Annotated in this window: 28 protein-coding genes and 1 riboswitch; of the genes, 16 read left to right on the forward strand and 12 right to left on the reverse strand. The window is 67.8% G+C overall.

Features of this window, described 5'->3' with window-relative positions:
- Positions 1-147, reverse strand: a riboswitch (TPP riboswitch).
- A 159-nt stretch (positions 148-306) separates the two neighbouring features.
- Positions 307-1,179 (reverse strand): MipA/OmpV family protein, encoded by an 873-nt coding sequence (locus J0I47_RS11155; protein WP_294047069.1) that lies wholly within the window; start codon positions 1,177-1,179, stop codon positions 307-309.
- Between the two features lie 66 nt (positions 1,180-1,245).
- Positions 1,246-1,992, reverse strand: coding sequence for a sterol desaturase family protein (locus tag J0I47_RS11160; protein WP_294047194.1), 747 nt, complete (start codon positions 1,990-1,992; stop codon positions 1,246-1,248).
- A 140-nt stretch (positions 1,993-2,132) separates the two neighbouring features.
- On the opposite strand from J0I47_RS11160, the gene crtY reads away from it, so the two are divergent.
- From crtY to J0I47_RS11185, 5 genes are all read left to right on the forward strand, one after another.
- The gene (gene crtY, locus J0I47_RS11165; protein WP_294047070.1) at positions 2,133-3,287 is read left to right on the forward strand and encodes a lycopene beta-cyclase CrtY; all 1,155 of its coding nucleotides are present in this window, start codon (positions 2,133-2,135) and stop codon (positions 3,285-3,287) included.
- Positions 3,284-4,771, forward strand: coding sequence for a phytoene desaturase (locus J0I47_RS11170; protein ID WP_294047071.1), 1,488 nt, complete (start codon positions 3,284-3,286; stop codon positions 4,769-4,771). The genes crtY and J0I47_RS11170 overlap by 4 nt, the downstream gene beginning before the upstream one ends.
- Positions 4,772-4,877: 106 nt before the next feature.
- Entirely contained in the window at positions 4,878-5,462 is a 585-nt protein-coding gene (locus J0I47_RS11175; protein WP_294047072.1) for a TIGR00730 family Rossman fold protein, read from the forward strand.
- A 100-nt stretch (positions 5,463-5,562) separates the two neighbouring features.
- Positions 5,563-6,516 (forward strand): phytoene/squalene synthase family protein, encoded by a 954-nt coding sequence (locus tag J0I47_RS11180; protein ID WP_294047073.1) that lies wholly within the window; start codon positions 5,563-5,565, stop codon positions 6,514-6,516.
- A 59-nt stretch (positions 6,517-6,575) separates the two neighbouring features.
- Positions 6,576-6,788, forward strand: a complete 213-nt coding sequence (locus J0I47_RS11185; protein WP_294047074.1) for a hypothetical protein — start codon at positions 6,576-6,578, stop codon at positions 6,786-6,788.
- A gap of 1 nt (position 6,789) precedes the next feature.
- Here the strand turns inward: J0I47_RS11185 and J0I47_RS11190 are convergent, their stop codons facing one another.
- Positions 6,790-7,020 (reverse strand): hypothetical protein, encoded by a 231-nt coding sequence (locus J0I47_RS11190; RefSeq protein WP_294047075.1) that lies wholly within the window; start codon positions 7,018-7,020, stop codon positions 6,790-6,792.
- Between the two features lie 93 nt (positions 7,021-7,113).
- Here J0I47_RS11190 and J0I47_RS11195 point away from each other — a divergent pair, with 93 nt between their 5' ends.
- On the forward strand, positions 7,114-8,940 hold the full coding sequence (locus J0I47_RS11195; protein WP_294047076.1) for an ABC transporter ATP-binding protein/permease: 1,827 nt from the start codon (positions 7,114-7,116) through the stop codon (positions 8,938-8,940).
- Positions 8,941-9,027: 87 nt separating this feature from the next.
- Here J0I47_RS11195 and J0I47_RS11200 read toward each other — a convergent pair whose 3' ends face one another.
- The 3 genes from J0I47_RS11200 to J0I47_RS11210 all read right to left on the reverse strand — a co-directional run bounded on the left by J0I47_RS11200 (position 9,028) and on the right by J0I47_RS11210 (position 11,081).
- Positions 9,028-9,300, reverse strand: coding sequence for a GNAT family N-acetyltransferase (locus J0I47_RS11200; RefSeq protein WP_294047077.1), 273 nt, complete (start codon positions 9,298-9,300; stop codon positions 9,028-9,030).
- A gap of 88 nt (positions 9,301-9,388) precedes the next feature.
- Entirely contained in the window at positions 9,389-10,294 is a 906-nt protein-coding gene (locus J0I47_RS11205) for a hypothetical protein (protein ID WP_294047078.1), read from the reverse strand.
- A gap of 319 nt (positions 10,295-10,613) precedes the next feature.
- Positions 10,614-11,081 (reverse strand): DUF4188 domain-containing protein, encoded by a 468-nt coding sequence (locus J0I47_RS11210; RefSeq protein ID WP_294047079.1) that lies wholly within the window; start codon positions 11,079-11,081, stop codon positions 10,614-10,616.
- 55 nt (positions 11,082-11,136) lie between these two features.
- Here J0I47_RS11210 and J0I47_RS11215 point away from each other — a divergent pair, with 55 nt between their 5' ends.
- From J0I47_RS11215 to J0I47_RS11240, 6 genes are all read left to right on the forward strand, one after another.
- A complete protein-coding gene (locus J0I47_RS11215) occupies positions 11,137-11,727 on the forward strand; it encodes a TetR/AcrR family transcriptional regulator (RefSeq protein ID WP_294047080.1) in 591 nt (196 codons plus the stop codon).
- Positions 11,728-11,737: 10 nt separating this feature from the next.
- The gene (recQ, locus tag J0I47_RS11220) at positions 11,738-13,510 is read left to right on the forward strand and encodes a DNA helicase RecQ (RefSeq protein WP_294047081.1); all 1,773 of its coding nucleotides are present in this window, start codon (positions 11,738-11,740) and stop codon (positions 13,508-13,510) included.
- A complete protein-coding gene (locus tag J0I47_RS11225; RefSeq protein ID WP_294047082.1) occupies positions 13,507-13,935 on the forward strand; it encodes a TIGR01244 family sulfur transferase in 429 nt (142 codons plus the stop codon). Before recQ ends, J0I47_RS11225 begins: the two co-directional genes overlap by 4 nt.
- Positions 13,932-14,321, forward strand: a complete 390-nt coding sequence (locus tag J0I47_RS11230) for a hypothetical protein (RefSeq protein ID WP_294047083.1) — start codon at positions 13,932-13,934, stop codon at positions 14,319-14,321. The genes J0I47_RS11225 and J0I47_RS11230 overlap by 4 nt, the downstream gene beginning before the upstream one ends.
- Positions 14,322-14,442: 121 nt before the next feature.
- Entirely contained in the window at positions 14,443-15,438 is a 996-nt protein-coding gene (locus J0I47_RS11235; protein WP_294047084.1) for a sterol desaturase family protein, read from the forward strand.
- Entirely contained in the window at positions 15,342-16,922 is a 1,581-nt protein-coding gene (locus J0I47_RS11240; RefSeq protein ID WP_294047085.1) for an FAD-dependent oxidoreductase, read from the forward strand. The genes J0I47_RS11235 and J0I47_RS11240 overlap by 97 nt, the downstream gene beginning before the upstream one ends.
- A gap of 226 nt (positions 16,923-17,148) precedes the next feature.
- Here J0I47_RS11240 and J0I47_RS11245 read toward each other — a convergent pair whose 3' ends face one another.
- From J0I47_RS11245 to J0I47_RS11270, 6 genes are all read right to left on the reverse strand, one after another.
- Entirely contained in the window at positions 17,149-18,579 is a 1,431-nt protein-coding gene (locus tag J0I47_RS11245) for an ammonium transporter (protein WP_294047086.1), read from the reverse strand.
- Between the two features lie 35 nt (positions 18,580-18,614).
- Positions 18,615-18,953 carry a P-II family nitrogen regulator gene (locus J0I47_RS11250; RefSeq protein WP_294047087.1) on the reverse strand — a complete coding sequence of 113 codons (339 nt, stop codon included), beginning with the start codon at positions 18,951-18,953 and terminating at the stop codon, positions 18,615-18,617.
- Between the two features lie 151 nt (positions 18,954-19,104).
- Positions 19,105-19,308, reverse strand: a complete 204-nt coding sequence (locus tag J0I47_RS11255; RefSeq protein ID WP_294047088.1) for a DUF2007 domain-containing protein — start codon at positions 19,306-19,308, stop codon at positions 19,105-19,107.
- 10 nt (positions 19,309-19,318) lie between these two features.
- Complete coding sequence (locus tag J0I47_RS11260) at positions 19,319-19,666, reverse strand: hypothetical protein (RefSeq protein WP_294047089.1); 348 nt, start codon at positions 19,664-19,666, stop codon at positions 19,319-19,321.
- Entirely contained in the window at positions 19,663-21,090 is a 1,428-nt protein-coding gene (gene tldD, locus J0I47_RS11265) for a metalloprotease TldD (RefSeq protein WP_294047090.1), read from the reverse strand. Before tldD ends, J0I47_RS11260 begins: the two co-directional genes overlap by 4 nt.
- A 107-nt stretch (positions 21,091-21,197) precedes the next feature.
- On the reverse strand, positions 21,198-21,431 hold the full coding sequence (locus J0I47_RS11270; protein ID WP_294047091.1) for a zinc-finger domain-containing protein: 234 nt from the start codon (positions 21,429-21,431) through the stop codon (positions 21,198-21,200).
- Between the two features lie 86 nt (positions 21,432-21,517).
- Here J0I47_RS11270 and J0I47_RS11275 point away from each other — a divergent pair, with 86 nt between their 5' ends.
- The 4 genes from J0I47_RS11275 to nadB are packed head-to-tail and all read left to right on the forward strand — an operon-like array spanning position 21,518 to position 25,272.
- The gene (locus tag J0I47_RS11275) at positions 21,518-22,219 is read left to right on the forward strand and encodes a hypothetical protein (protein ID WP_294047092.1); all 702 of its coding nucleotides are present in this window, start codon (positions 21,518-21,520) and stop codon (positions 22,217-22,219) included.
- Between the two features lie 53 nt (positions 22,220-22,272).
- On the forward strand, positions 22,273-23,250 hold the full coding sequence (locus J0I47_RS11280) for an ABC transporter ATP-binding protein (RefSeq protein ID WP_294047093.1): 978 nt from the start codon (positions 22,273-22,275) through the stop codon (positions 23,248-23,250).
- Entirely contained in the window at positions 23,243-23,689 is a 447-nt protein-coding gene (locus J0I47_RS11285; protein WP_294047094.1) for a DUF559 domain-containing protein, read from the forward strand. Before J0I47_RS11280 ends, J0I47_RS11285 begins: the two co-directional genes overlap by 8 nt.
- Positions 23,686-25,272 (forward strand): L-aspartate oxidase, encoded by a 1,587-nt coding sequence (gene nadB, locus J0I47_RS11290; protein WP_294047095.1) that lies wholly within the window; start codon positions 23,686-23,688, stop codon positions 25,270-25,272. The genes J0I47_RS11285 and nadB overlap by 4 nt, the downstream gene beginning before the upstream one ends.
- The last annotated feature ends 122 nt before the right edge of the window (positions 25,273-25,394 follow it).

A 25,394-nucleotide genomic window follows, 5' to 3' on the forward strand; every position in this document is an offset into this window, starting at 1 on the left:
GGTGAAAACCGCTCCACTCCCTCCGCCGGTTTCAACCGGATCAGGTTCAGCGGGTCGGAGCGTCCTTAGGGCCCCATGAAAGTATTACTTTCATGGAAAACCCTCGCTCCCTCTCAAGCGCGGATCAGCGCTCCCCCGGGGATGCGGAGATGATTAGGCCGACCGGAGCGGCGCGTCCAGCGAAGATCGGCTAACTTACCTGACAAAGCGGCGCGGCGGTGATCCGCGCCATCGGACGGGCTCGCTTTGCAACCCGTCGGCCGCTTCCGCCGCGTCTTGCGATCAGCAAAGCTGATCGCGTGCGCGTCAGAACGTATACGCCAGCCCCAGCACGCCCATCCACTGCGACTTCTCACCGGCAATCCGCACGACCGGCGAATAGCCGAAATCGTTGAGCAACCGGGTGTAGGTGCCACCGCCCACCAGCTTGAACCCATGCAGCAGATCGCCGGTCAGCGACACCGTGCCGAGCGCGCCGACGGTATAGTTCTTCCACCCGCCACGCGTGCTGAATGTCGGCAGGCCGCTCGCGAGGCTCCCGGCCGCATCGACGTCGAAATAGGCGGCGGCGTATTTGCGCTCGGCCCGCTCGGCCGAGACGTAGAGGCCGACCGCGGCCTTGCGGCTGAGCGGCGTGAAATAGTTGATCGTCGGCGACAGGATGCCGCCGCTATGCGCGCCGGTCACGCCCTTGCGATAGCTGATCGAGAAGGACAGCTGGTCGTACTCGCTGGTGATGACCCCGGTCTTGCCGATTCCGACATAGCCGCCGAGTTCGAGCGCCATCGACCGTTTGCCGAGCGCGCGGATGCGGGGGTCGGCAATGCCCTTCAGGCTCGACCGGTTGATGTTGAGCACCGCCAGCGGCCCCGCCTGGAAATCCCAGCTCGGCCCCGGACGGTTCGGGATCAGGTCGACCGACAGCCGGTTGGCCGCCAGCGTGAAGTTGAACCCGTCGATCGATCCGATCGCCCCTGGCGCGCTGGTCAGGTGATAGTCGTTCGAGCCCTCGTAATCGGGCAGGTAGATCGCCGCCGCGCCGATCGTCACGCTGTCGCCGTTGGGCGACGCCGTCGCGACCGCGCCGGTGTCGGGCGACAACGGCTGGGTATCCTGCGCAAAGGCCGGCGTCGCGGCGACGAACGGCGCGGCGAACAGGATCAGGTGACGAAAACGCATGTGAGATTCCCCATTATGTATCGGGCGCGTAACGCCGCCGCCCGCGCTTTGCTCCGCGATCGGCTCTCAGCGGGTCTGCGGCTGTGACCTTTGCGCCACGCCCTTGAAATCGCCGACCCCGCGATCGGTCCTGCACATCCGGTCCCAGAACCGGAAATACAGTCCGTAATTGCAGCGATATTCGGCATGATGGCGCTGGTGATGACTCGCGGTGATGAGCCAGTCGCCGAGCGGCCCGCGCCACATCCAGCGCGGGAACATCTCCCACCCCATATGATTGGTCACCCCCATCACCGTCATGATCGTGAGCACCAGGCCCAGCGCCGCGACGTGGATCGGGATCACGAACACCAGGGCCGGGATCACGACCGCGCCGGTCAGCGCCTCGATCGGATGGAACGCCATCGCCGCCCAGGCGGTCGGCGGGCGGCTCGCGTGGTGGACGGCATGCGCCACGCGGAACGGCTGCGGCCGGTGCATCCAGCGGTGCGTCCAGTAGAACCACGTATCGTGCGCAACGAGATACAGCAGCACGCTCACCGGCAGATACCATAGCGGCCAGGCGTGCACGTCGCTGTAGATCCGCGTCCAGCCCTGCGCGCGCCAGCCCCAGGCGACGATACCGGCCGGCACGCCATAAATTGCCGCCGACGCGAGGCTCCACCCGATCTCGCGCCCGATCTGGCGATCGAGTCCGCGATAGAGGCCCGGCCGCACCGCGCGGGTCGCCAGCGCGAACGCCCCCGAACTCGCGAGATAGCGCACCGCGACGATCACCGTCATGGCGATCGCGGAGGCGATGAGGGCGATCATGGCAGTCACCACCCCGCCTTACGCCGCTATCCCGCCGCCTGCCACACCCGGATCGCATCGATCGGCCGATACCACACCGCCTCACGACCCGCGCCACGCAAAGGGTTGCGCTCGCGCGATAATGCCGTAGCGCTTGGTGCATGCCTGCGATCATCAGTTGCGATGTGGCGATCGTCGGCGGAGGTCTCGCCGGCGGACTGATCGCGCTCGCGCTGCGCCAGAAGCGGCCGGAGGTCGCCATCCGCCTGGTCGAGGCCGGCCCGATCGGCGGCAACCACATCTGGTCGTTCTTCGGCAGCGACGTGGCGGAGGCCGACCGCTGGCTCGCCGCCCCCCTCGTGAGCTATCGCTGGCCGCACTACGACGTCGCGTTTCCGGGACATCGGCGGACGATCGACACCCCCTATTACTCGATCGATTCGGAGCGGTTCGCGCGCGTGGTCGGCGAACACCTGCTGCCCGACCAACTGGTCGTCGCCCGCGCGATCGGGGTCGGTGCGGGCGCGGTGGTGCTGGCGAACGGCGACCGGGTCGAGGCGCGCGGGGTGATCGACGCGCGCGGGCCGGGTGACCTGACCACCCTCGACCTCGGCTGGCAGAAGTTCGTCGGGCAGGAACTGCACCTGGCCGCGCCGCACGGCCTCACGCATCCGGTCGTGATGGACGCGACGGTCGAGCAGATCGACGGCTATCGCTTCGTCTATTGCCTGCCCTTCGCCGAGGATCGCGTGTTCGTCGAGGACACGTATTACAGCGACACGCCCGACCTCGACCGTGACGCGATCGGCGAACGGATCATGGACTATGCCGACGCGCGAGGGTGGCAGATGGCCGAAGTAGCGCGCGAGGAAGCCGGCGCGCTGCCGGTCGCGATCGCCGGCGATTTCGAGACCTATTGGCGGACCGGCGGAACCAAGGTGGCGAAGGCGGGCCTGCGCGCCGGACTGTTCCACCCGACCACCGGCTATTCGCTGCCCGATGCGATCCGGCTGGCGACCATGATCGCCGCCGCGCCCGACCTGACCTCTGCCGCGCTCCACGATTTGTCGCATCGCATCGCCGGGCAGGCGTGGCGCGAGCGCGGCTTCTACCGGATGCTCGACGCGATGCTGTTCCGCGCCGCCGCACCCGATCAGCGCTATCGCATCCTTGAACGCTTTTATCGGCTGAACCCCGCGCTTATAGGCCGCTTCTATGCCGGAACATCGACCATGAGCGACAAGGCGCGCATCCTGATGGGCAAGCCGCCGGTGCCGATCGGCCGCGCCCTCGCCGCGATCCGGAGCGCGGGATGAACAGCGCGATCATCGTCGGCGCCGGGTTCGGCGGCCTCGCCCTCGGCATTCGCCTGCAATCGGCGGGCATCGCGACGACCATCGTCGAGGCGCGCGACAAGCCCGGCGGCCGCGCCTACGTCTGGGAGCGCGCGACCGACGTCGGCACGTTCACCTTCGACGCCGGCCCGACCGTCATCACCGATCCCGCCGCGCTGAACGAGCTGTGGCAATTGTCGGGCGGCACGATCGCCGACGATGTCGAGCTGATGCCGGTATCGCCGTTCTACCGCCTCAACTGGCGCGACGGGACGAGCTTCGACTATTCGAACGACGACGTGCAGCTGCGCGCGGAGATCGCGCGGCTCGATACCGACGACGTCGCCGGGTATCAGCGGTTCCTCGATTATTCGGCCGGCGTGTATCACGAAGGGTATGAGAAACTCGGCAGCACCGCGTTCCTCGACTTCGGCCAGATGGTGAAGGCCGCTCCCGCGCTGATGCGATACCAGGCGTGGCGCTCGGTCTATTCGATGGTCTCGCATTTCGTACGCAACGAGAAATTGCGCCAAGCGCTGAGCTTTCACACACTCCTGGTCGGCGGCAACCCGTTCACCACCAGCGCGATCTACGCGCTGATCCACAAACTGGAGCGCGACGGCGGGGTGTGGTTCGCGCGCGGCGGCACCAACCGGCTGGTCGCGGGGATGGCGGCCTTGTTCCAGCGGCTGGGCGGGACGCTGCGGCTCGGTGATCCGGTGACGAAGATCGAGACGCTGGGCGATCGTGCGATCGGCGTGGTGACCGCGAGCGGCTGGTCGGCGGAGGCCGACGCGATCGCGACCAACGCCGACGTCATGCACTCCTATCGCCAGCTCCTGTCGGGCTCGCGCAGCGCGCAACGCACCGCCAACGGGCTGGTCAAGAAGCGCTGGTCGCCGTCGCTGTTTCTCGTCCATTTCGGGGTCAAGGGATCGTGGCCGGGGATCCCGCACCACATGATCCTGTTCGGCCCGCGCTACAAGGAACTGCTCGCCGACATCTACGACCATGGCGTGCTGGCGGAGGATTTCTCGCTCTACCTCCACCACCCGACCGTCACCGATCCCAGCCTCGCGCCGGAGGGTTATTCGACCTTCTACGCGCTGGCGCCGGTGCCGCACCTGGGCAAGTTCCCGGTCGACTGGAACGAGATCGCGCCGATCCTCGAACGCCGCATCCTCGACGAGATCGGGCGGCGGCTGATCCCCGACATCCACGACCGCATCGTCACCAAGTTCAGCTACGCGCCGAGCGATTTCCAGCACGATCTGTCGGCGCATCTCGGCAGCGCGTTCAGCCTGGAGCCGATTCTGACCCAGAGCGCCTATTTCCGCGTCCACAATTGCGACCCGGAAATCCGCAACCTGTTCTTCGTCGGCGCCGGCACACATCCCGGCGCGGGCATCCCCGGGGTGGTGGCGAGCGCGAAGGCGACGGCGCGGTTGATGGTGGGAAGAGAATGACAGAAAATTCCGTCATCCCGGCGCAGGCCGGGATCGCTGGGTCGTCGAAGGGATCGATGTCGCGTGCGGGCAACGCAGCGGCCCCGGCCTTCGCCGGGGCGACGCGATGAGGAACCGCCTCGCCGTCTATTGCGGTTCCGCCAGCCCTGCCGATTCCCGCTACGTCGACAACGCACGCCATGTCGGCCGCACGCTGGCCGCGCGTGGGATCGGGGTCGTCTATGGCGGTGGGCGGCTGGGGCTGATGGGCGCGGTCGCCGACAGCGCGCTGGCGGCGGGCGGCGAGGTGATCGGGATCATCCCAGAGGCGCTGGTCGCCGCCGAAGTCGCGCACAAGGGGCTGACCGAACTCCACGTCGTCGGCACGATGCACCAGCGCAAGCAGGCGTTCACCGATCTGTCGGACGGCTTCGTCACGCTGCCCGGTGGCACCGGGACGATGGACGAATTGTGGGAGGCGCTGAGCTGGGCGCAGATCGGGTACCATGCGAAGCCGGTCGGGCTGCTCAATCTCGACGGTTATTATGACGGGCTGATCGAATTCTGGGGCAAGATGGCAGAGGTCGGCTTCGTGCGGCCGCAGCATGTCGGACTGCTGATCGTGGCGCCGACGCTGGAGGAGCTGCTGGACAGGATGGCCACCGCCGAGCCGACCGTCACGGTCGGGCAGATCGGCGCGAAGGATTTGTGAGGGCTGTCATCCAGCCAGTGCTCCTGCGAAAGCAGGAGCCCAGAGCCGAGAGCACCGCCGCTTGTGACCCTGGGCTCCTGCTTTCGCAGGAGCACGGTGGGTGAGTCGGACTGACCTCCCCAGCCGCGCCGCGATCGTCGCGACGGCGCGCGAATCGATCGCGCGGGGGTCGAAGAGTTTCGCCGCCGCCAGCCGCCTGTTCGGACGGCGCGAGCGGGAACGGGCGTGGCTGCTCTACGCTTGGTGCCGGGCGTGCGACGACCTGGCCGACGGGCAGGACCATGGCCACGACCTGAGCGTCGTCAGCGATCCCGTCGAACGGCTCGCGCGTCTGCGCACGCTGACCGATGCCGCCCTCGCGGGTGACGTGGTCGGCGATCCGGCCTTCGACGCGCTGCGCATCGTCGCGGTCGAGACCGCTCTGCCGCACCGTTTCGCGCACGATCTGATAGAGGGGTTCCGGCTCGATCTCGAGGATTGGCGGCCGCGCAGCGAGGACGATCTCTATCGTTACTGCTACCACGTCGCCGGGGTGGTCGGGTGCATGATGGCGGTGGCGATGGGCGTCGATCCGCGCGACGAGGCGACGCTCGATCGTGCCTGCGACCTCGGCCTCGCCTTCCAACTCGCCAATATCGCGCGCGACGTCGAGGAGGACGATCGCGGCGGGCGCTGTTACCTCCCCGAGGAATGGCTGGTCGAGATGGATATCCCGCCCGGCCAGCACATGAAGCCGCCGTTCCGCGAGCGGCTCGCGGTGCTGGTCCGCCGCCTGACCGACCGCGCCGCCCAGTTCGAGGCGAGCGCGCGCCACGGCACCCCCGCGCTGGGCTTGCGTTCGGCCTGGGCCGTGCTCGCCGCCGCCGGGATCTACGGCGACATCGGGCGCAAGGTCGCCGCCGCCGGCGAGCATGCCTGGAATCGCCGCGTCACGACGTCGAGCGTCGAGAAACTGGGCTGGATCGCGCGCGCGCTCGGCCAGGCGGCACGGCGGCGCACGCTTTATCCGCCCCGGCCGCGCGATGCCGATCTCTGGGAGCGTCCGCGCGGTTGAAGCGGCGTTAACCGTTCCGTTTGGCGAAGCGACAAGATCGCGCGCGCTATGGCGCCGGCATGACGATGCTCTCGCTCCGTTTGTCCCGCGCGCTCGCGCAGGGACGCGCACAACCGCCGAGCCCGCGCGACCGGTCGGAACTGCTCGTCACGCTGCTGCACAAGCGCGCCGCCGCCTATAATGCGGGCGCCGACGATCTGGAGGAGATGCTGCGCGACCAGATCCGCTGGGCGCTGCCGATGACGCGGCCGGAGCCGTCGCCGAGCGACTGACCTAGCCGCGCTGGTTCTGGCCCGGCGTCTGCGCCATCGACTGGCCGATCTGGCGGCAGGACGCGGCGATCGTCGGAAAATCGAGATCGTTGTTGCGCTGGAGCGCCGCCGGCATCGCCGCCTGGCATTGCGCGGCGCTGGCATAATGCGCGGTTTCGATCCGCTGCTGCGCGCAATCCGCTTGACCGTCGCCGCAGCCGAGGATCGCGATCACGTAAAAGACTGAGCCCATCGCCCTTTCCCTTCGCGACTAAAACGGGCTGAAATAGCAAGAGGTTCCCGGCGCGCTTTCCGAACGGCCCGGCGCGCCCTACATGAGCCGGCGATGCCGCCCGCCACAATACCGCCGACGACCACGGAGCGCCCGATGCTCCCGACGCTCCGGCGCTTCCTCCCCTATCTCTGGCCCGCGGGCGAACCGGTGCTGAAGGCGCGGATCGTCGGCGCGATGCTGCTGGTGGTCACGTCAAAGGTCGTGCAGGTCTATGGCGCCGCCTACGCGCTGAAATATGCGGTTGACGCGATGGCGGGAAAAGCCGTCGGCGTTACGAACGTCGTCAGCTTCGCGCTGCTGATGGTGATCGGTTATGCCGGCGCCCGGTTCGCGACGACCCTTTTCGACAATTTGCGCAATGCGGTGTTCGAGCGCGTCGGGCAGGATGCGACACGACGGCTGGCCGCAACCGTGTTCCGCCACCTCCATCAGCTCAGTCTGCGCTTCCACCTCGAACGCCGCACTGGCGCGGTGACCAAGGTGGTAGAACGCGGCACCAAGAGCATCGACACGATGCTCTATTTCATGCTGTTCAACATCGCACCAACCGTGCTCGAGCTCACGCTGGTGCTCAACATCTTCCGGCAGTCATTCGGCTGGGGGCTGGTGGCGGCGACGGTGGTGATGGTCGCGGTATATATCGTCTTCACCCGCTGGGTGACCGACTGGCGCGCCGCCTTGCGGACGCGGATGAACGACCTCGACACCGGCGCGGTCGCGCACGCGGTCGACTCGCTGCTCAACTTCGAGACGGTCAAGTATTTCGGCGCCGAGGAGCGCGAGGCACGCCGCTACGAAGCGGCGATGATCGCCTATGCCAATGCCGCGACGCGTAGCGAAAACAGCCTAGCGTGGCTCAATATCGGCCAGGCGCTCATCACCAACCTGATGCTCGGCGGCGGGATGGCGTTCGTGGTGTGGAGCTGGTCGAAGGGCACGAGTTCGCCCGGCGACGTCGTGTTCATCTCGACGCTGCTCAGCCAGCTGTTCCGCCCGCTCGACCTGCTCGGCATGGTGTATCGCACGATCCGCCAGGGCGTGCTCGACATGGGGGCGATGTTCGACCTGATCGACACGCCGGGGGAGATCGCCGACGCGCCGGACGCGACGCCGCTGCTGGTGAGCCGCGGGCGCGTGCGGTTCGAGGATGTGCGGTTCGGCTACGATCCCGGCATGCCGATCCTGCAGGGCATCGACCTCGACATCGCGCCGGGCGAGACGCTGGCGGTGGTCGGGCCGTCGGGCGCGGGCAAGTCGACCCTCGCGCGGCTGATGTACCGCTTCTACGACCTGACCGGCGGGCGGATCACGATCGACGATCAGGACATCGCGCACGTGACGCAGGCCAGCTTGCGCGCCGCGATCGGCATCGTGCCGCAAGACACCGTGCTGTTCAACGATACGATCGGCTACAACATCGCCTATGGCCGCGAGGGCGCGGGGCCGGCGGAAATCGAGCGCGCCGCGCAGGCGGCGGCGATCGCCGGCGTCATCGAGCGCCAGCCGGATGGCTACGACACGCGTGTCGGCGAGCGCGGGCTGAAGCTGTCGGGCGGCGAGAAGCAGCGCGTCGCAATCGCGCGGACGCTGCTCAAGGACCCGCCGATCCTGATCCTCGACGAGGCGACCAGTGCGCTCGACAGCCGTACCGAGGCCGAGATCATGGAGACGCTGGAGGCGATCGAGCGCGGTCGCACCACAATCGTCATCGCCCACCGCCTGTCGACGATCGTCCATGCCGACCAGATCGTCGTGCTCGACGGCGGCCGGGTGGCGGAACGCGGAACGCACGCGCAATTGCTGCGTCGTGGCGGTCTCTATGCCGAGATGTGGGCCCGCCAGGCGCGCGAGCGGGACGAGGCGCTGGCAGCGGAATGACCCGTCGCCCCGGCGCAGGCCGGGGCCGCTGGGCGACAGGACGATCGCCAGTTACACGGCGATCCCAGCCTCTGCCGGGATGACGGCCTAGACCAGCAAATCCCGATACTCGGCATGGCGCTCGATATAGGCCCGCACGAACGGGCATTGCGGCACGACCTTGAGCCCGCGATCCCGCGCGGCGTCGAGCGCGCCGCGGATCAGCTTCGATCCCGCCCCGCGCCCTTCCAGCCGCTTGGGCACCAGCGTGTGCGTGAAGACGATCGTGTCGCCCTCAAGCTGATACGCCGCGATCGCGCGTTCGCCGTCGACCGTCAGTTCGAATTCGTGTTCTGCGCGATTATCCGTGACTTGGTCCATGCGCGGCTCCCGATGCTGACGGCGCGCCGCCATCGGCGATCGCGTCGCCGCATGCAAGCGAGCGGGCACGACACCGCCGCGCCGTCGCCTAGCCGCAGGTCAGCCGGATGACTCGCGCCGGCTTGTCGAACACGATCGAGGAGCAATGCGACAGGTAATCCGCGCCGATCGACAGCTTGTCGCGGCGACGGTCGTGCTTGCCCTTGGCGGTGACGACGACCTCGTCCGGATCGGCCCGCGCGTCGGCGTCGGGAATCGCCCCGGCATTGCCGAAATCGCGAGTCCGAACGCCGAGGCTGGTGAGCGACAACGGCCCGATCGCGATCGGGCGGCCCAACGTCATCGAACGGACCGGCCGCTCGATCCCGAAGGCGATCTCGGCCGGCGTGGTCTCGCCGTTCATCCGGCCGTCGCGTTCTGCGGCGATCCGCTGGGCCGCACCCGCCGTCGCCAGCGTCCGGGCGTGGTAGGGGTCGAACCGGACCATGATCGGGTCGCCATCGACGTCGAGCGTTCCGAACAATCCGCCGAACCCACCGAACAGGCCGCCGCCATCGACCATCGGAATCGCCACCGTGCGCTCACCGGGCCCGGCCGGACGCAAGTCGAAGCGGATCACGGGTTCCGCCAGTCCGCCCGGCCCGACGACGCCATCGATACCCGCGGCATAGGGTCGAGCCGTCCACCCGACACGGTGGCGCTCCGGCCCGTCGCCCGTGTCGATCCGCGCGACGGCGGTGTGTCCGGCAACGACGACGTTGCCGATGCCGTAGCCGATCCCGATCATGCCCGGTTTCAGCTTGGCGCGGGACGCCCAGTCCGCCGTGACGAGCGGCATGCCCAGCGCCCCCGGATCGACCCTCACCCGCCCCGGCACGCCGTTCAGTGTCGCCGCCACCATGCCATCGGAGGATATGGTGCGTTCACGTTCCGATGCGGCAGCGATCGCCATGCCGGCGCCCGCAACGATGACCAGCCTGACGCTCCGTCGCATCTCGTTCCCTTCCTCCGCAGCCCCCGCGACCTGCTCAACCAATCTTGTCGTTTCGGTGACGAAATCGAGTTGATGTCGTGGTCTGGCGCACCCCTTCGCCTAGGACGGATCGACATTCAGCTAACCGGTGAACGTCACTTGCATGTTCGTCATCCCCGCGCAGGCGGGGATCCAGACTGGCTGCATCCACGGCTTGAAACCGATAATCTAGCGTCTCTGGATCCCCGCCTGCGCGGGGATGACGGGGAATAGGTGGCTCGAAACGCTACATCATAGCTGAATGTCGATCGGGCCTAGTCGCCAGGCGCCGATGCCTGTGTCAGGCAAGCGCCGGCTTCACCGCGTCGGCCCGTGCCTTGGCCGACAGGAACGGGCCGATCGGCTGACGGGGCGGGGCGAAGCGGCCGAGCCCCAGCGGCGCAGGCATGTCGACATAGACGGCTTCTATCCCGCCGCGCATCCGATAGGTTTCGTGCCAGAACCCCGCGCCGCCGCTGTCCTTCAGGAAATTGCGCCACCACACCGCATGCGGCTCGCTGCGGGTAAAGGCTTCCAAACTGTCGAAGTCGCGCCAATATTGCCGCATGCCGATATGGTTCAGCGAATAGAAGAGCGGCTCGTCGAGCAGGAGCCCGTCCGGCGGATCGCGCCGCACCTCACCCAGGCCCTTGCCGATCCGCAGCAGCGTCGCGATCCCGCGCCAGCGTCGCACGCGAAACCCCAGCATTATCATCACCAGATCGGGAAAGCCCGACAGGTCCACCGATTGACGAGTCGGCTTCGGCATTGCACATCTCCCATGTGTATGGCGTAAACATAGCAGAAAAGTGTACGATGTAAACATGGCCGGGACATATCATCATGGCGCGCTGCGCGAGGCACTGGTGGTCGCGGCGCTGTCGGCGATCGAGAAGGACGCTGTCGCCCCGAGCCTGCGCGAGGTTGCGCGGATCGCCGGGGTCTCCGCGATGGCGCCCTATCGGCACTTTCAGGATCGCGCGGCCATGCTCGTCGCGGTGGCGGATTACGGGTTCGCGCGACTGCACGCGGCGCTCGCCGCCGCCGATGCGACCGACGATTCCCGGGCCGCCTTGCTCGGGCAGGGCCGCGCCTATGTCGCGTTCGCGCGCGCCAATCCGGCGCTGTTCCGGCTGATGTTCCAGGGCGAGGTGCCCGGCGCGGCGGGCGTCGGCCATCCGCAGACGTCGAATTCCGAAGAGGCGAACGGGTTCACCGTCCTGGCGCGCCGCGTCGCGACGTTGGTGCCCGACCCGGCCCAGGCGGACAGCGCCGCGCTGGCCTGCTGGTCGCTCGTCCACGGCCTCGCCACGTTGCTGCTCGACCGGCGGATCGATCCGCCGGCGGACGCCGTGATCGATACGACATTGGGCTATATCGTCGCCGGCGTGGCATCCGGCTCGACAATATCCTAACGGAGCGGCGATGACCCGCGACCCGCTTTCCGTTCTCCATTCGACCTTCGGTTTCCCCGGCTTTCGCGGTGTGCAGGAGGCGGTGGTGGCGCGCGTGCTGGCGGGGCGGAACACGCTGGCGGTGATGCCGACCGGGGCGGGCAAGTCGCTGTGCTACCAATTGCCGGCGGTGCTGCTCGACGGGTGCTGCGTCGTCGTCAGCCCGCTGATCGCGCTGATGCACGACCAGCTCCGCGCGGCGGAGGCAGTCGGCATCCGCGCCGCCACGCTGACCAGCGTCGACGAGAATCGGGCGGAGACGCGCGGGCGGTTCCTCGATGGCGAGCTCGACCTGCTGTACGTCGCGCCCGAGCGCGCGTCCGGAGGCGATTTCCGCGACCTGCTCGACCGCGGGCGAGTCGCCTTGTTCGCGATCGACGAAGCGCATTGCGTCAGCGAATGGGGCCACGATTTCCGCCCCGATTATCGCCTGTTGCGGCCACTGCTCGACCGTTTCCCCGAAGTGCCCCGGCTTGCGCTGACCGCGACCGCCGACGCGCATACCCGCGCCGATATCCTCGACCAGCTCGGTATCCCGGTGGACGGCCTGATTGTCGCCGGGTTCGACCGGCCCAACATCCGCTATACAATCGCCCCGCGCGACAACGCGCCCCGCCAGATCGCCGACTTGATCGCAGAGACGCCGGGCCCCGGCATCGTCTACGCCCCGACCCGCGCCGCGACCGAGAAACTGGCCGAGGCGCTGGCCAAGACCGGTCGCCCCACCCGCGCCTATCATGCCGGGCTCGACCCCGCCATCCGCGCGCGCAACCAGGCCGATTTCGTCGCGTCGGAGGACATGGTGATCGTCGCCACGGTCGCGTTCGGGATGGGGATCGACAAGCCCGACGTCCGCTTCGTCGCCCATGCCGGCCTGCCCAAGTCGATCGAAGCCTATTACCAGGAAACCGGCCGCGCCGGGCGCGACGGCGATCCGGCGGTCGCGCACCTGTTCTGGGGCGCCGACGACTTCGCCCGCGCGCGCCAGCGGATCGGCGAGGTCGAGCCGCACCGCCAGGCGGGCGAGCGCACGCGGCTCAACGCGCTCGGCGCGCTGGTCGAGACCGCCGGGTGCCGCCGCAAGCTGCTGCTCGCGCATTTCGGCGAGACCGACACGCTGGACAATTGCGGCAATTGCGACAATTGCCTGAACCCGCCCGCCGCCGTCGACGCGACCGAAGTCGCGCGCAAGTTCCTGTCGGCGGTGTTCCGCACCGGCCAGAGCTTCGGCGTCGGCTATATCGAGAGCATCCTGCTCGGCCAGTCTAGCGAGCGCAGCCTGATGAACGGCCACGAGGCGTTGAGCGTGTTCGGCATCGTTGAGGGCGCGGACGCCGCGCTCGTCAAGCCGGTCGCACGCGCGCTGCTGCTGAAGGACGCACTGCGCGCCAACGATTTCGGCGGGCTGGAGTTCGGGCCGGCGGCGAAGGCGCTGCTGAAGGGCGATGCCGAGCTGTCGCTGATCGTGCCGCCTCGGCGCGAGCGGCGGCGGCGCAGCGGCACGACGGGCGGGGCGAATCCGGTCGGCGATCCGCTGTTCGAGGCATTGCGCGACAAGCGCCGCGAACTGGCGCAGGAGAGTAAGGTGCCGCCCTACGTCATCTTTCACGATTCGGTGCTGCGCGACATGGCGGCGGCCCGCCCCGCGAGCCTGTCCGCGCTCGGCACGATTTCGGGCGTGGGCGAACGCAAGCTCGCGGCCTATGGTGACGCGTTCCTGCAAGTGATCCGGGAGGCGGCATGATCCGCACGATCGACGACAGCATATCCGTGGCACCCCAGATCGCGCCGGCGGACCTGGCCGCGATCAAGGCGGCGGGGTTCGTGGCCATCGTCAACAACCGCCCCGACGACGAGCAGGACGGCCAGCCTGCGGGCGACGCCATCCGCGCGGTGGCGGAAGCGACCGGGCTCGGCTACACCGCGATCCCGATCACGCTTGCCGGATTCAGCCTGCCGCAGGTCCAGGCGATGGCGGCGGTGCTGGCGGAGGCGCAGGGGCCGGTGCTCGCCTTCTGCCGCTCGGGCACGCGGTCGTGCAATCTGTGGGCGCTGGCAGCGGCGTCGCGCGGCGAGCATCCCGCGGTGCTGATCGAGAAAGCGGCGGAGGCCGGATACGACCTGACCCCGATCCGCCCGCTGCTCGACCAGTTGCGCGCGTCGGCATGAGCTGGTTCCAGCTGATCGGTTCGATCGCCGCGATCCTGGCGCTGGCCGGTACCGCGCGCCTGCTCAAGCTTGGGCAGAGCCGCATCGCGAACGAGGAGGATGCCCGCCGTTTCGCCGAGGAGGCATTGGTCGGCTTCACCGCCGGCCGCGTGTTGGTGTCGGGCGACGGCAGCGCGGCGGTGGTCGCCGGATCGGGCGCGATCGCGGTGCTTAAACGGCATGGCGCGCATGTCGCGGTCCGCCGGCTGATCCCCCCTTTGCGCATCTACGAAGCGGTCGAGGGCGCGACCGTCCAGACCGGTGAGAAACTGTTCGGGCCGGTCACCTTGTTCGGCGTCACCGCCGATGAAGTTCGCGGGCTGGAAGCACCACTGACACTCGTGTAAGCAAGGGGCGTTACAGTCGCGGTGCCGGCCCACTCCCCCACCCGACCGCCCAGACATCGTACCCTCATGGGCGGTCGGGTGGGGGAGCGGGCCGGCACCGTAAACAACGAAAACGCATCCCATGCACCTGCCCAACGTCGTCAACTATGCCGTTCCCGGATTCGTCGTGCTGGTCCTGGCCGAGATGCTGGTCGCCTGGGCGCGCGACAAGAGGCGCTACGAACCGAAGGACACGCTGACCAGCCTGGCGCTGGGAACGGGCAGCACGGTCGCCGGCGTGCTGACGGTCGGCGCGGTCTACGCGCTCGCGACCTGGGTCTATCAGTTCCGGCTCTTCACGATCGGCTATGCCTGGTACTGGTTCCTGGTCTGCTTCGTGCTCGACGATTTCGCCTATTATCTGTTCCACCGCTCGGCACACCGCGTGCGCTGGTTCTGGGCGAGCCACGTCATCCATCACAGCTCGCAGCACTACAACCTGTCGACCGCGCTGCGGCAGACGTGGACCGGCTTCGTCTCGATCGCCTTCGTCTTTCGCCTGCCGCTGTTCCTGATCGGCTTTCCGCCGGAAATGGTGATCTTCGTCGGCGGCGTGAACCTGATCTACCAGTTCTGGATCCATACCGAAGTGATCGGGCGGATGCCGCGCTGGTTCGAGGCGGTGATGAACACGCCGAGCCACCACCGCGTCCACCACGCGACCAACCCGCGCTACCTCGACAAGAATTACGCGGGCGTGTTCATCGTCTGGGATCGCTGGCTCGGCACGTTCGAGCCCGAGCGCGACGACGAGCGCCCGCGCTACGGCATCGTCAAGAACCTGGGCAGCTTCAACCTGCTGTGGGCCGCGTTCCACGAATGGATCGGCATCGCGAAGGACGTGGCGGCGGCGCCGGGGCTGAAGGCCAAGTGGAACTACATCGCCAAGCCGCCGGGCTGGAGCCACGACGGCAGTCGCGAGACATCGGAAAGCATCAAGGCGGCGTGGCAGGCACGTATCGACCAGCGGGAGGGAAATGCATGGAACAGGCCGACATCGTCGTCGTCGGGGGTGGATCGGGCGGTGCCGCCGCGGCCGGACGGCTCAGCGAGGACGGCAGGTGGTCGGTCGTCCTGATCGAGGCGGGCGGGCGCAACACCGGCCTCATCACGCGCATCCCCGGCTTCATGGGGAAGCAGACGCCGAAGACCAACTGGGCGTACGAGACGGTGCCGCAAGCGGGGCTGAACGGCCGCCGGGGGTATCAGCCGCGGGGCAAGGGGCTCGGCGGATCGAGCGCGATCAACGCGATGCTCTACATTCGCGGTGCGGCGTGGGATTACGACAATTGGGCGAGGCTCGGCTGCGACGGCTGGGCATACGAGGACGTCCTCCCCGTGTTCAAGCGCGCGGAGGCGAACGAACGTGGCGCCAGCGCGTATCACGGCGCCGACGGGCCACTCAAAGTCAGCGACCAGCATTGGGCGCATGCCGGCAGCCGCGAGTTCGTCGAGGCGGGCGCGAGCCTGCAACTGCCGACCAACGACGACTTCAACGGCGCCAGCCAGGAAGGCGTCGGCCTCTATCAGGTGACGCAGAGCGGCGGCGAGCGCTGGACCGCGGCGCGCGGCTATGTCGAGCCGGCGCGATCGCGCGGCAACTTCCGCGTCATGACCGACGCGACGGTCGAGCGCATCCTGTTCGAGGATGGCAAGGTGTGGGGCGTCGCCTTCATGCGCGGTCGCGAGCGCCAGGTGATCCGCACCGGCAAGGTCGTGCTGGCCGGCGGCGTGTTCGGGACCGCGCAATTGCTGATGCTGTCGGGGATCGGTCCCGCCGCGCACCTGGCCGAGCATGGCATCACGCCTTTGGTCGATCGCGCGGCGGTCGGGTCCGACCTGCAGGACCATGTCGATTACGTCGCCGCGTTCGAGGTGCCGGGGCGCTATTTCCTCGGCCAGTCGTTCGTCGGCAACCTCACGATGCTCAAGGAACTGGTCCGCTGGCTGCGCAAGCGCGAAGGCGTGATGACCTCGCCCTTCGCGGAGGCCGGCGGGTTCCTGACGTTGCTGCCCGGCAGTCCCGCACCCGACGTCCAGTTCCACTTCGTGCCGGTGGTGCTGGAGGATCACGGCCGCACCGCGGTGAAGGCGCACGGTTTCTCATGCCACGTCTGCGTGCTGCGCCCCGAGAGCCGCGGGACCGTCCGCCTGGCCTCCGCCGACGTGCGCGACGCACCGCTGATCGACCCCGCCTTCCTGAGCGACGATCGCGACATGGCGGTGATGAAGGCGGGGGTGCGCGCGATGTACCGCATCCTGGAAAGCCCGCCGCTCAACCGTCACGGCGCGAAGGACCGCTATCCGATCGACCTCGACGACGACGACGCGCTCGACCGGCTGATCCGCGCGCGGGCCGACACCGTCTATCACCCGGTCGGCACGGCGCGGATGGGCAGCGACGCCGACGCGGTGTGTGACCCCAAGCTACGCGTGCGCGGGGTGGAGGGGCTGTACGTCGCCGACGCCTCGATCATGCCGCGCCTCGTCTCGGGCAACACCAACGCCCCCTCGATCATGATCGGCGAACGCTGTGCCGATTTCGTGAAGGCGGACCTCTGACCCCTCTCCCCTTGGGAGAGGGGCAAGGCGCGCAAGCGCCGCGGGGTGAGGGATAGGTCGAACCGCTTTCGCGTGTCCCTCACCCGGCTTCGCTAACGCTCGCCATCCTCTCCCGATGGGAGAGAGTCAAAAAAAGGGACCGGTGTCGCCACCGGCCCCAGGGTCGTCCGCAGGAGGAACGTCGTTTGGCAGCCGGCCCCGTGCCCGGGACCGGCCCCCGATCCCGTCAGTAATTGTAGGCGCGTTCGCCGTGCTCGTTGATGTCGAGGCCCTCGGTCTCGACTTCCTTCGAGGGGCGGATGCCGATCGTGTATTTGAGCGCCAGGAACAGAGCCGCCGATACGAGTCCCGACCAGAACAGGGTGATCGCGACCGCCTGGAACTGCGTCCAGAGCTGGGCGAGGATGCTGTAATCCTCGGGCTTCACGGCGACGGCGGGGAACTTGGTATAGTCGAAATAGCCCTGCCCGCCGAGCTTCGGATCGGCGACGATCGCGGTGCCCAACGCACCGACGATGCCGCCGACGCAGTGCACGCCGAACACGTCGAGCGTGTCGTCGTACTTCAGCGCCTTCTTCACCGTCGTCACGAACACGAAGCAGACCGGCGACACGATCAGGCCGAGCACGATCGACGTCATCGGCGCGGCGTAGCCGGAGGCCGGGGTGATCGCGACCAGCCCCGCGACGGCCCCGGTCGCGGCACCGAGCAGCGACGGCTTCTTGTGGACGATCTGTTCGATCAGCGCCCAGCTGACCGCCGCCGCCGCAGTCGCGACATAGGTGTTGACGAAGGCGACTGCGGTGACGCCGTTCGATTCCAGGTTGGACCCGGCGTTGAACCCGAACCAGCCGACCCACAGCAGGCTGGCGCCGATCATCGTCATGGTCAGCGAATGCGGCGGCATCGGCTCCTTGTTGAACCCGAGCCGCGGCCCGAGCACGAGACAGCCCATCAGCCCGGCGATGCCCGCATTGATGTGGACGACGGTGCCGCCGGCGAAGTCGAGCGCGCCCTTGTTGAACAGGAAGCCGCCATCGGTCGGGCTACCCGGCAGGAAGTCGGGGCCGGCCCAGTACCAGACCATGTGCGCGATCGGAAAATAGACGATCGTCATCCAGGCGACCATGAAGATCATCAGCGGGGTGAACCGCACGCGCTCCGCGAACGCGCCGATGATGAGCGCCGGCGTGATACAGGCGAAGGTCATCTGGAACGCGAAATACGCGAGCTCAGGAATGTAGACGTTGTTCGAGAAGGTCGCCGCCAGCGTCGTGCCGTCGATCCCCCGCATGAACGCCTTCGACAGCCCGCCGAACAGGTGATTGTCACCGCCGCTGGTGAAAGCCATCGAATAGCCCCAGCAGCACCACACCAGCGTCGCGATGCAGACGATCATCAGCACCTGCATCAGCACGCTCAGCATGTTCTTCGTGCGGACGAGCCCGCCATAGAACAAAGCGAGCCCCGGCACCGACATCATCAGCACCAGCGCCGACGAGATCAGCATCCAGGTCGTGTCGCCCTTGTTGACCATGCCGGCCTGCTGCGCGGCGGTCGGCGCCTTGATGAGCGCGCCCTGCGCCCAAGCGGGCAGCGCGGCGACCGCCGCGGCCCCCGCCAGCCCCATCAACGCGAATTTCGTCCTTGGCTTCATCGTCACCCCCATCAGAGCATCGGATTGGTCGCGCGTCACAGCGCGCTGTCGTCGGTCTCGCCGGTGCGCACGCGCACGACATGGCCGACGTCGAGCAGGAAGATCTTGCCGTCGCCGATCGCGCCGGTGTGTGCCGATGCCTGGATCGCCTCGACCACGCGATCGGCGAGGTCGCTCGCGCAGACCACCTCGATCTTGATCTTGGGCACCATGTTGGTGCTGTATTCGGCGCCGCGATAGATTTCGGTCTGCCCCTTCTGGCGGCCGAACCCCTTGACCTCGGTCACCGTCATGCCGGCGACGCCGACGGTCGACAGCGCCTCGCGCACGTCCTCCAGCTTGAACGGTTTGATGATGGCGATGACCAGCTTCATCGGCGCCCCTTCCCGGTTGTTCGAAAATGACGTCGCAAGGGGCATGCCAAGACGAGATTGACGCGAAACCGTAACGTTTCGCGCAATCATGCGTCGCGGAGCGGGTTAATTTTTGTGCAACTGCGAACAACTGCCCGTTTGTTGGGCAGCGTCAGGCGGTCTCGTCGAGGATCCGCCGAGCGCGGGACAGGTCGTCGTCATCGACCATCACGCGCACCGGAATGAGGAAGTAGGAACCGTCGGCGATCGATGCATTGCCGTCGAAGGTCACCGCGTCGATCCCCTCGCTGTCGAGCCGGCCGACGATAATCATCGCCTCGTTGCGGTCGTAGCGACCGAGCTCGACGAGACTCATTGGTTCGGAATCAACGTTTTTCGCCTCGTCCGGCCAACCCGGCCAGCACCGCACTTAGCAAACGTCGGACACCGTCATCACCCAAAGCGACAAGAGCGTCATAAGCGGCGTCTCCCGACGCCTTCCTACCATTCCCTTCGCCATCGACGACATAATGCCCGCCTCGAAGATGAAGGACGTAAACGAAGGTGCCGATAATATCAGCGCGTTTACTGACGACGATGACCGAGGAGCGATCGTCACAGGCAAAGACCAACCAATCACCGTCGCCGTAGCGCCGCTCGATCGGGCCGAACTCGCAATTGAGATGCGGCGTCGCGGTCTGCGCCAGCGCCCATAAGAGCACTGCCGCAATCACGCCACCGTGCCGCCCACCGTCAGCCCTTCGAGCAGCAACGTCGGCTGGCCCACGCCCGCCGGTACGCTCTGCCCGCCCTTGCCGCACATGCCGATGCCTTCGTCGAGCGCGAAGTCGTTGCCGATGCCGGTGACTTTCGTGAGCGAGGTCGGCCCGTCGCCGATCAGCGTCGCGCCCTTGATCGGCGCGCCGAGCTTGCCGTTCTCGATCAGATACGCCTCGGTGCAACTGAACACGAACTTGCCGCTGACGATGTCGACCTGGCCGCCGCCGAACGACTTGGCGAAGATGCCGCGCTTGACGCGGGCCATCAGCTCCGCGGGGTCGTCGCGGCCAGCCTTCATGAAGGTGTTGGTCATCCGCGGCATCGGCGCGTGCGCAAAGCTCTCCCGGCGGCCGTTGCCGGTCGGCGCCACGCCCATCAGCCGCGCGTTGAGCCGGTCCTGCATATAGCCTTTCAGGATGCCGTCCTCGATCAGCACGGTCTCGCTCGTCGGCGTGCCCTCGTCGTCGATCGACAGCGAGCCGCGACGATCGGCGATCGAGCCGTCGTCGACCACAGTGACGCCCGGCGCCGCGACGCGCTCGCCGAGCCGGCCGGAGAACGCACTGGTGCCCTTGCGGTTGAAATCGCCCTCCAGCCCGTGGCCGATCGCCTCGTGCAGCAGGATGCCGGGCCAGCCGTTGCCGAGCAGGACGGTCATCTCGCCCGCCGGCGCCGCCACCGAATCGAGGTTGACCAGCGCCTGCGCCAGCGCCTCGTCGATCGCGCGGTTCCACGTCGCCGGCTCGAACAGCGAGCCGTAGAGATAGCGCCCGCCGATCCCGAAGCTGCCGGTCTCGCGCCGCCCGTTCGCCTCGACCACGATCGAGACGTTGAGCCGCACCAGCGGACGCACGTCGGTCGCGACGAAGCCGTCGGCGCGCACGATCTCGACCACGCTCCACGATCCCGACAGGCTGACCGAGACCTGTGCGACGCGCGGATCGCGGGCGCGCGCGGCGGCGTCGATCGTCTGACACAAATTCACCTTGTCGGCGAACGGCACCAGGTCGAGCGGATCGGCGTCGGTGTAGAGATGGCGGTTGGTGCGCGCGGGCGGCGCGGCCTTCGGCCCCGTCGCGGGGTCGATCAGCGCCATCGTCTCCGCCGCGCGCTGGATCGCGGGCGCGCTGATCTCGTTGGCGTGGGCGAAGGCGGTGGTCTCGCCCGACACCGCGCGCAGGCCGAAGCCCGAATGCGTGTCGTAACTCGCGGTCTTCAGCCGCCCGTCGTCGAACCCGAACGCCTCCGACCGCGCATATTGCAGGTAGAGCTCGCCGTCATCGGCCTTGCCGAGCGCCGCGGCGGTCAGCCTTTGCGCCTCGTCGGGCGATAATTGGTCGCGGTACAGGAACTGGCGGGGATCGGTCGGACTGGTCATTGACACCATGTAGGGTGGAACGGCGTCATGGCAAAGCCATGCCATCGAACGGCATGAGCGTTGCTCAGCCGCCGGCCGATCGGCGGCGCGGAACGCGGGCGTCGCGTTTAGACGCTCGCCCCCGCCGGATGGTCGGGCAGCGTCGCCGGATCGACCCCGTCGGCCGCGCCGCCGATCAGCACGAAGCGGCGGTCGCAATAGCCGCAATCGACATAGCCTTCCTCGTCGATCTGCAGGAACACGCGGGGATGACCGAGCGCGGCGCCGCCGGGAATGTCGGTCGCGCCGTCACAGGCGACGCGGGGATGGGAGACGCGGACGGTTTCGGGCGGCGGCTGCATGGGTCGCGCGATAGCAAGCGCCGCGGATGCGGGCAATCGCCGCATAACGGCTTGCCAAGCGCGGTGCCGCGCCGCACGGTCGCGCGATGCTCCGCTCGCTTGCCCTGCTCGCCGCCGTCGCGCTCGTGCCCGCCGCCGCTCTTGCCCAGAAGGCCGACGCGCCGAAGAAAGCCGTCGCGAAACCGGCCGTCAAGTCCGCCAGGAAACCCGACGCGGCGCCCGCCAAGCCCAAAGCCAAGCCTGCTTCCAGCGGACCGAGCGACCGCGCCGAGCGCGACGGCTTCGGCATCCTCCAGGTCTCCGCACGCGACGCGCGGCAGTTCGTCGGCGCCTGGGGTCTCGGCACCGCCAGCAAGGCGACGGCGACCGCGACCGTCGCCAACCGGCCGCTGTTCGTGTTTATCATCTTCCACGGCTGCAAGGCGGGCGCGGACGGCAAGTGCGACGTCGTCGCCGATTTCACCATCCACCGCCCCGACGGCAGCATCGACGACGATCACAAGGGCATGGCGATCTGGCAACGGACGCCGGACGACGATCCGAAGAAGCTGGTGCTGGGCGACGGCGCGCTCGGCTTCGGCACCGACGGCGACGGGCCGTTCGGCGAATACCGTATCGTCGCGACCGTGACCGACAAGGTCGCCGGGACCACCCTTCGCACCGAACAGGTGCTGACCGTGACGGCCGGCGACGCACCGGCCGTAGAACCCGCAACGACCGAAGCCGCCGTGCCGACGCCCGAGACCACGCCGACCACGACACCGGCCGGCAAGCCACGCGGGCGCTGACGCTCGCGGAGAAGAAACTTGCCTCCCGCCACGGCGCGCCTAAGTCGGTCGGCATGACCCACGCCGCCGCGGACGCCGCCATTGCGATCGAGCATTTGTGCAAGACCTATCAGGGCGGGAAGCGCGCGCTCGACGACGTGTCGTTCACGGTGCCGCGCGGCAGCATCTTCGGCCTGCTCGGCCCCAACGGCGCGGGCAAGTCGACGCTCATCAACATCCTGGCCGGGCTGGTCAACAAGACCAGCGGGCGCGCGTCGATCTGGGGCTTCGACATCGACGAGCATCCGCGCAACGCGAAGGCGTCGATCGGCATCGTCAACCAGGAGATCACGTTCGACCCCTTCTTCACGCCCGTAGAGACGCTGGAGATCCAGGCTGGGCTGTTCGGCGTGCCCAAGGCGAAGCGCATCTCGATGGAACTGCTCCGCGCGGTGCATCTGGAGGACAAGGCCAAGGCGTATTCGCGCACGCTGTCGGGCGGCATGAAGCGGCGGCTGATGGTGGCGAAGGCGATGGTCCATTCGCCGCCGGTGCTGGTGCTCGACGAGCCGACCGCCGGCGTCGACATCGAGCTTCGCCAGCAGCTCTGGGCCTATGTCCGCGACCTCAACCAACGCGGCGTGACCGTCGTGCTGACGACGCATTACCTCGAGGAAGCCGAGGAACTGTGCGACCGCATCGCGATCATCAACCACGGCAAGGTGATCGCCAATGAGCCGACCCGCGACCTGGTCGGGATGGCGCAGGAAAAGGTCGTCGCGCTGACCGTCGACCGCGACGTCACCGCCCCGCCCGCCGCGAGCTGCTTCGAGAAGGTCGAACTGAAGGGTGAGCGCGTGCTCGAAATCACCTATCGCAAGGACCAGGCGAATGCCGGCCAGGTGCTCGATGCGGTGCAGCGCGGCGGCTACGGCATCGTCGACGTCTCGACCAAGGAGCCGGATCTGGAAGACGTGTTCCTCAACCTGACGCGCTCCTCTCCCCTCCCGCTTGCGGGAGGGGCCGGGGGTCGGCCTGCGCTTCATGCCTGAATGGCGCCAACGAGACACGATCCGCGCAAGGCAGTTGCGGAACGAAGCGACAGCACCAGAACGGACGTTGTGGCGCTACCTAAGCGCTAGCCAGCTTGGTCATAAATTCAGCCGACAGATACCGATCGGGCCATATTTCGGCGACTTTGTATGCCGCCGCGCGAAGCTGGTGGTAGAACTGGACGGCCAATCGCACGATTGCTCGATCGCGGCGGATGCCCGGCGCGATGCTTTCTTGCGTTCCGAGGGGTTCGAGGTTTTGCGCTTCACCAATGACGAGGTGATGGCGAACGCGGAAGGTGTCGTCCACGCGATCAGCGCGGCTCTGGCGGATACGCCCACCCCCAACCCAGTCCCGGGTCGCCCCTGCCCCCGGCAGGGGCTCGACAGCATGGGGTGCTGTCGACCCGGAACTCGCAAGCGGGAGGGGAGAGTATGAAATCCGACGTCCTCATCATCGGCTCCGGCGCTGCGGGTCTCACCGCCGCGCTCAATCTGGCAGACCGCTTCCGCGTCACCGTGCTCGCCAAGGGTGGGCTCGCCGAGGGGTCGACGGCGTGGGCGCAGGGTGGGATCGCGGCGGTGCTGGAGCCGGGCGACACGTTCGAGAGCCATATCGAGGACACGATGATCGCCGGCGCGGGGCTGAACGACCGCCGCACGGTCGAGTTCGTCGTCGAGGGCGCCCCGCGCGCGATCGAACGGCTGATCGAGCTGGGCGTGCCGTTCAACCAGGAGGGGCCGGAAAACGCCAAGGCCCTCCATTTGACGCGCGAGGGCGGGCACAGCCATCGCCGCATCGTCCACGTCAACGATGCGACCGGCTGGGCGGTGCAGGAGGCGTTGCTCCACGCCGCCGAGAAGCATCCCAACATCACGCTCGTCCCCGACAAGGTGGTGATCGACCTCGCCACGTCGCGGCACGAGGAACGCTATTCGGGCGCGGGCAACGTGTGGGGCGTCTACGCGGTCGATCGTGCGAGCGGCCGCGTCGAGCTCTATACCGCCAACGCCACGATCCTCGCGACCGGCGGCGCCGGCCGCACCTACCAATTCTCGACCGCGCCGCGCGGCGCGACCGGGGACGGCATCGCGATGGCATGGCGCGCGGGGTGCCGCATCTCCAACATGGAGTTCATGCAGTTCCACCCGACCTGCCTCTACAACCTCGAGGTCAAGAACTTCCTCATCACGGAAGCCGTGCGCGGCGAGGGCGGGCAGCTCAAGAACCCGAAGACCGGGCGGCGCTTCATGCCCGATTACGACGCCCGCGCCGAGCTCGCGCCGCGCGACATCGTGGCGCGCGCGATCGACGCCGAGATCAAGCGCGACGGCCTCGATTACGTCCATCTCGACATCAGCCATATGGGCGCCGACTTCGTCAGCCACCATTTCCCGACGATCCACGAAAAGCTGCTCGGGCTCGGCATCGACATGACGAAGGAGCCGATCCCGGTGGTGCCGGCCCAGCATTACACTTGCGGCGGGATCGTGATCGACCTGGACGGGCGCACCGACCTGCCGCACCTCTATGCCGCCGGCGAGTGCACGCAATCGGGGCTGCACGGCGCCAACCGGCTGGCGTCCAATTCCCTGCTCGAATGCTTCGTGTTCGGGGAGGCGGCGGCGCGGCACATCAACGCGCATTGGGACGAGCTGCCCCCGCCGCCCGCGATCCGGCCGTGGGACGAAAGCCGCGTGACCGATTCGGACGAAGAGGTCGTCATTAAGCAGAACTGGACCGAAATCCGCCGCTTCATGTGGAACTATGTCGGGATCGTCCGCACCACCAAGCGGCTCGAACGCGCGGCGCACCGGATCAAGATGATGACCGACGAGGTCGGCGATTATTACGGCCATTTCCGCGTGACGCCCGACCTGATCGAGCTGCGCAACCTGCTCCAGACCGCCGACCTGATCGTGCGATCGGCGCTGCACCGCCACGAATCGCGCGGGCTGCATTTCACGCTCGATTACCCCGAGACGCTGCCGCAGGCGGTCGACACGATCCTGCTGCCCTAGAATCGGGCGGTTTTCCAAGGCGTTCGGTTGCTCGATCCACCGCTTTTCAGGCGCGGTTCATCGCGCGCGGGGTTATAAGGGATTCCGTAACGTCGCGGGGCGATACACTATCACCCCCTGTA

Source organism: Sphingomonas sp. (assembly GCF_017304635.1).
Lineage (GTDB): Bacteria > Pseudomonadota > Alphaproteobacteria > Sphingomonadales > Sphingomonadaceae > Sphingomonas.

Coding starts and splice junctions, on each gene's coding strand:
- crtY (WP_294047070.1), top strand. CDS start 2,133: ATGCCTGCGATCATCAGTTGCGATGTGGCGATCGTCGGCGGAGGTCTC.
- J0I47_RS11155 (WP_294047069.1), bottom strand. CDS start 1,179: ATGCGTTTTCGTCACCTGATCCTGTTCGCCGCGCCGTTCGTCGCCGCG.
- J0I47_RS11275 (WP_294047092.1), top strand. CDS start 21,518: ATGCTCCGCTCGCTTGCCCTGCTCGCCGCCGTCGCGCTCGTGCCCGCC.
- J0I47_RS11210 (WP_294047079.1), bottom strand. CDS start 11,081: ATGCCGAAGCCGACTCGTCAATCGGTGGACCTGTCGGGCTTTCCCGAT.
- J0I47_RS11280 (WP_294047093.1), top strand. CDS start 22,273: ATGACCCACGCCGCCGCGGACGCCGCCATTGCGATCGAGCATTTGTGC.
- J0I47_RS11195 (WP_294047076.1), top strand. CDS start 7,114: ATGCCGCCCGCCACAATACCGCCGACGACCACGGAGCGCCCGATGCTC.
- nadB (WP_294047095.1), top strand. CDS start 23,686: ATGAAATCCGACGTCCTCATCATCGGCTCCGGCGCTGCGGGTCTCACC.
- J0I47_RS11190 (WP_294047075.1), bottom strand. CDS start 7,020: ATGGGCTCAGTCTTTTACGTGATCGCGATCCTCGGCTGCGGCGACGGT.
- J0I47_RS11185 (WP_294047074.1), top strand. CDS start 6,576: ATGACGATGCTCTCGCTCCGTTTGTCCCGCGCGCTCGCGCAGGGACGC.
- J0I47_RS11175 (WP_294047072.1), top strand. CDS start 4,878: ATGAGGAACCGCCTCGCCGTCTATTGCGGTTCCGCCAGCCCTGCCGAT.
- J0I47_RS11235 (WP_294047084.1), top strand. CDS start 14,443: ATGCACCTGCCCAACGTCGTCAACTATGCCGTTCCCGGATTCGTCGTG.
- recQ (WP_294047081.1), top strand. CDS start 11,738: ATGACCCGCGACCCGCTTTCCGTTCTCCATTCGACCTTCGGTTTCCCC.
- J0I47_RS11205 (WP_294047078.1), bottom strand. CDS start 10,294: ATGCGACGGAGCGTCAGGCTGGTCATCGTTGCGGGCGCCGGCATGGCG.
- J0I47_RS11170 (WP_294047071.1), top strand. CDS start 3,284: ATGAACAGCGCGATCATCGTCGGCGCCGGGTTCGGCGGCCTCGCCCTC.
- J0I47_RS11245 (WP_294047086.1), bottom strand. CDS start 18,579: ATGAAGCCAAGGACGAAATTCGCGTTGATGGGGCTGGCGGGGGCCGCG.
- J0I47_RS11215 (WP_294047080.1), top strand. CDS start 11,137: ATGGCCGGGACATATCATCATGGCGCGCTGCGCGAGGCACTGGTGGTC.
- J0I47_RS11250 (WP_294047087.1), bottom strand. CDS start 18,953: ATGAAGCTGGTCATCGCCATCATCAAACCGTTCAAGCTGGAGGACGTG.
- J0I47_RS11230 (WP_294047083.1), top strand. CDS start 13,932: ATGAGCTGGTTCCAGCTGATCGGTTCGATCGCCGCGATCCTGGCGCTG.
- J0I47_RS11270 (WP_294047091.1), bottom strand. CDS start 21,431: ATGCAGCCGCCGCCCGAAACCGTCCGCGTCTCCCATCCCCGCGTCGCC.
- J0I47_RS11285 (WP_294047094.1), top strand. CDS start 23,243: ATGCCTGAATGGCGCCAACGAGACACGATCCGCGCAAGGCAGTTGCGG.
- J0I47_RS11255 (WP_294047088.1), bottom strand. CDS start 19,308: ATGAGTCTCGTCGAGCTCGGTCGCTACGACCGCAACGAGGCGATGATT.
- J0I47_RS11160 (WP_294047194.1), bottom strand. CDS start 1,992: ATGATCGCCCTCATCGCCTCCGCGATCGCCATGACGGTGATCGTCGCG.
- tldD (WP_294047090.1), bottom strand. CDS start 21,090: ATGACCAGTCCGACCGATCCCCGCCAGTTCCTGTACCGCGACCAATTA.
- J0I47_RS11240 (WP_294047085.1), top strand. CDS start 15,342: ATGGAACAGGCCGACATCGTCGTCGTCGGGGGTGGATCGGGCGGTGCC.
- J0I47_RS11200 (WP_294047077.1), bottom strand. CDS start 9,300: ATGGACCAAGTCACGGATAATCGCGCAGAACACGAATTCGAACTGACG.
- J0I47_RS11225 (WP_294047082.1), top strand. CDS start 13,507: ATGATCCGCACGATCGACGACAGCATATCCGTGGCACCCCAGATCGCG.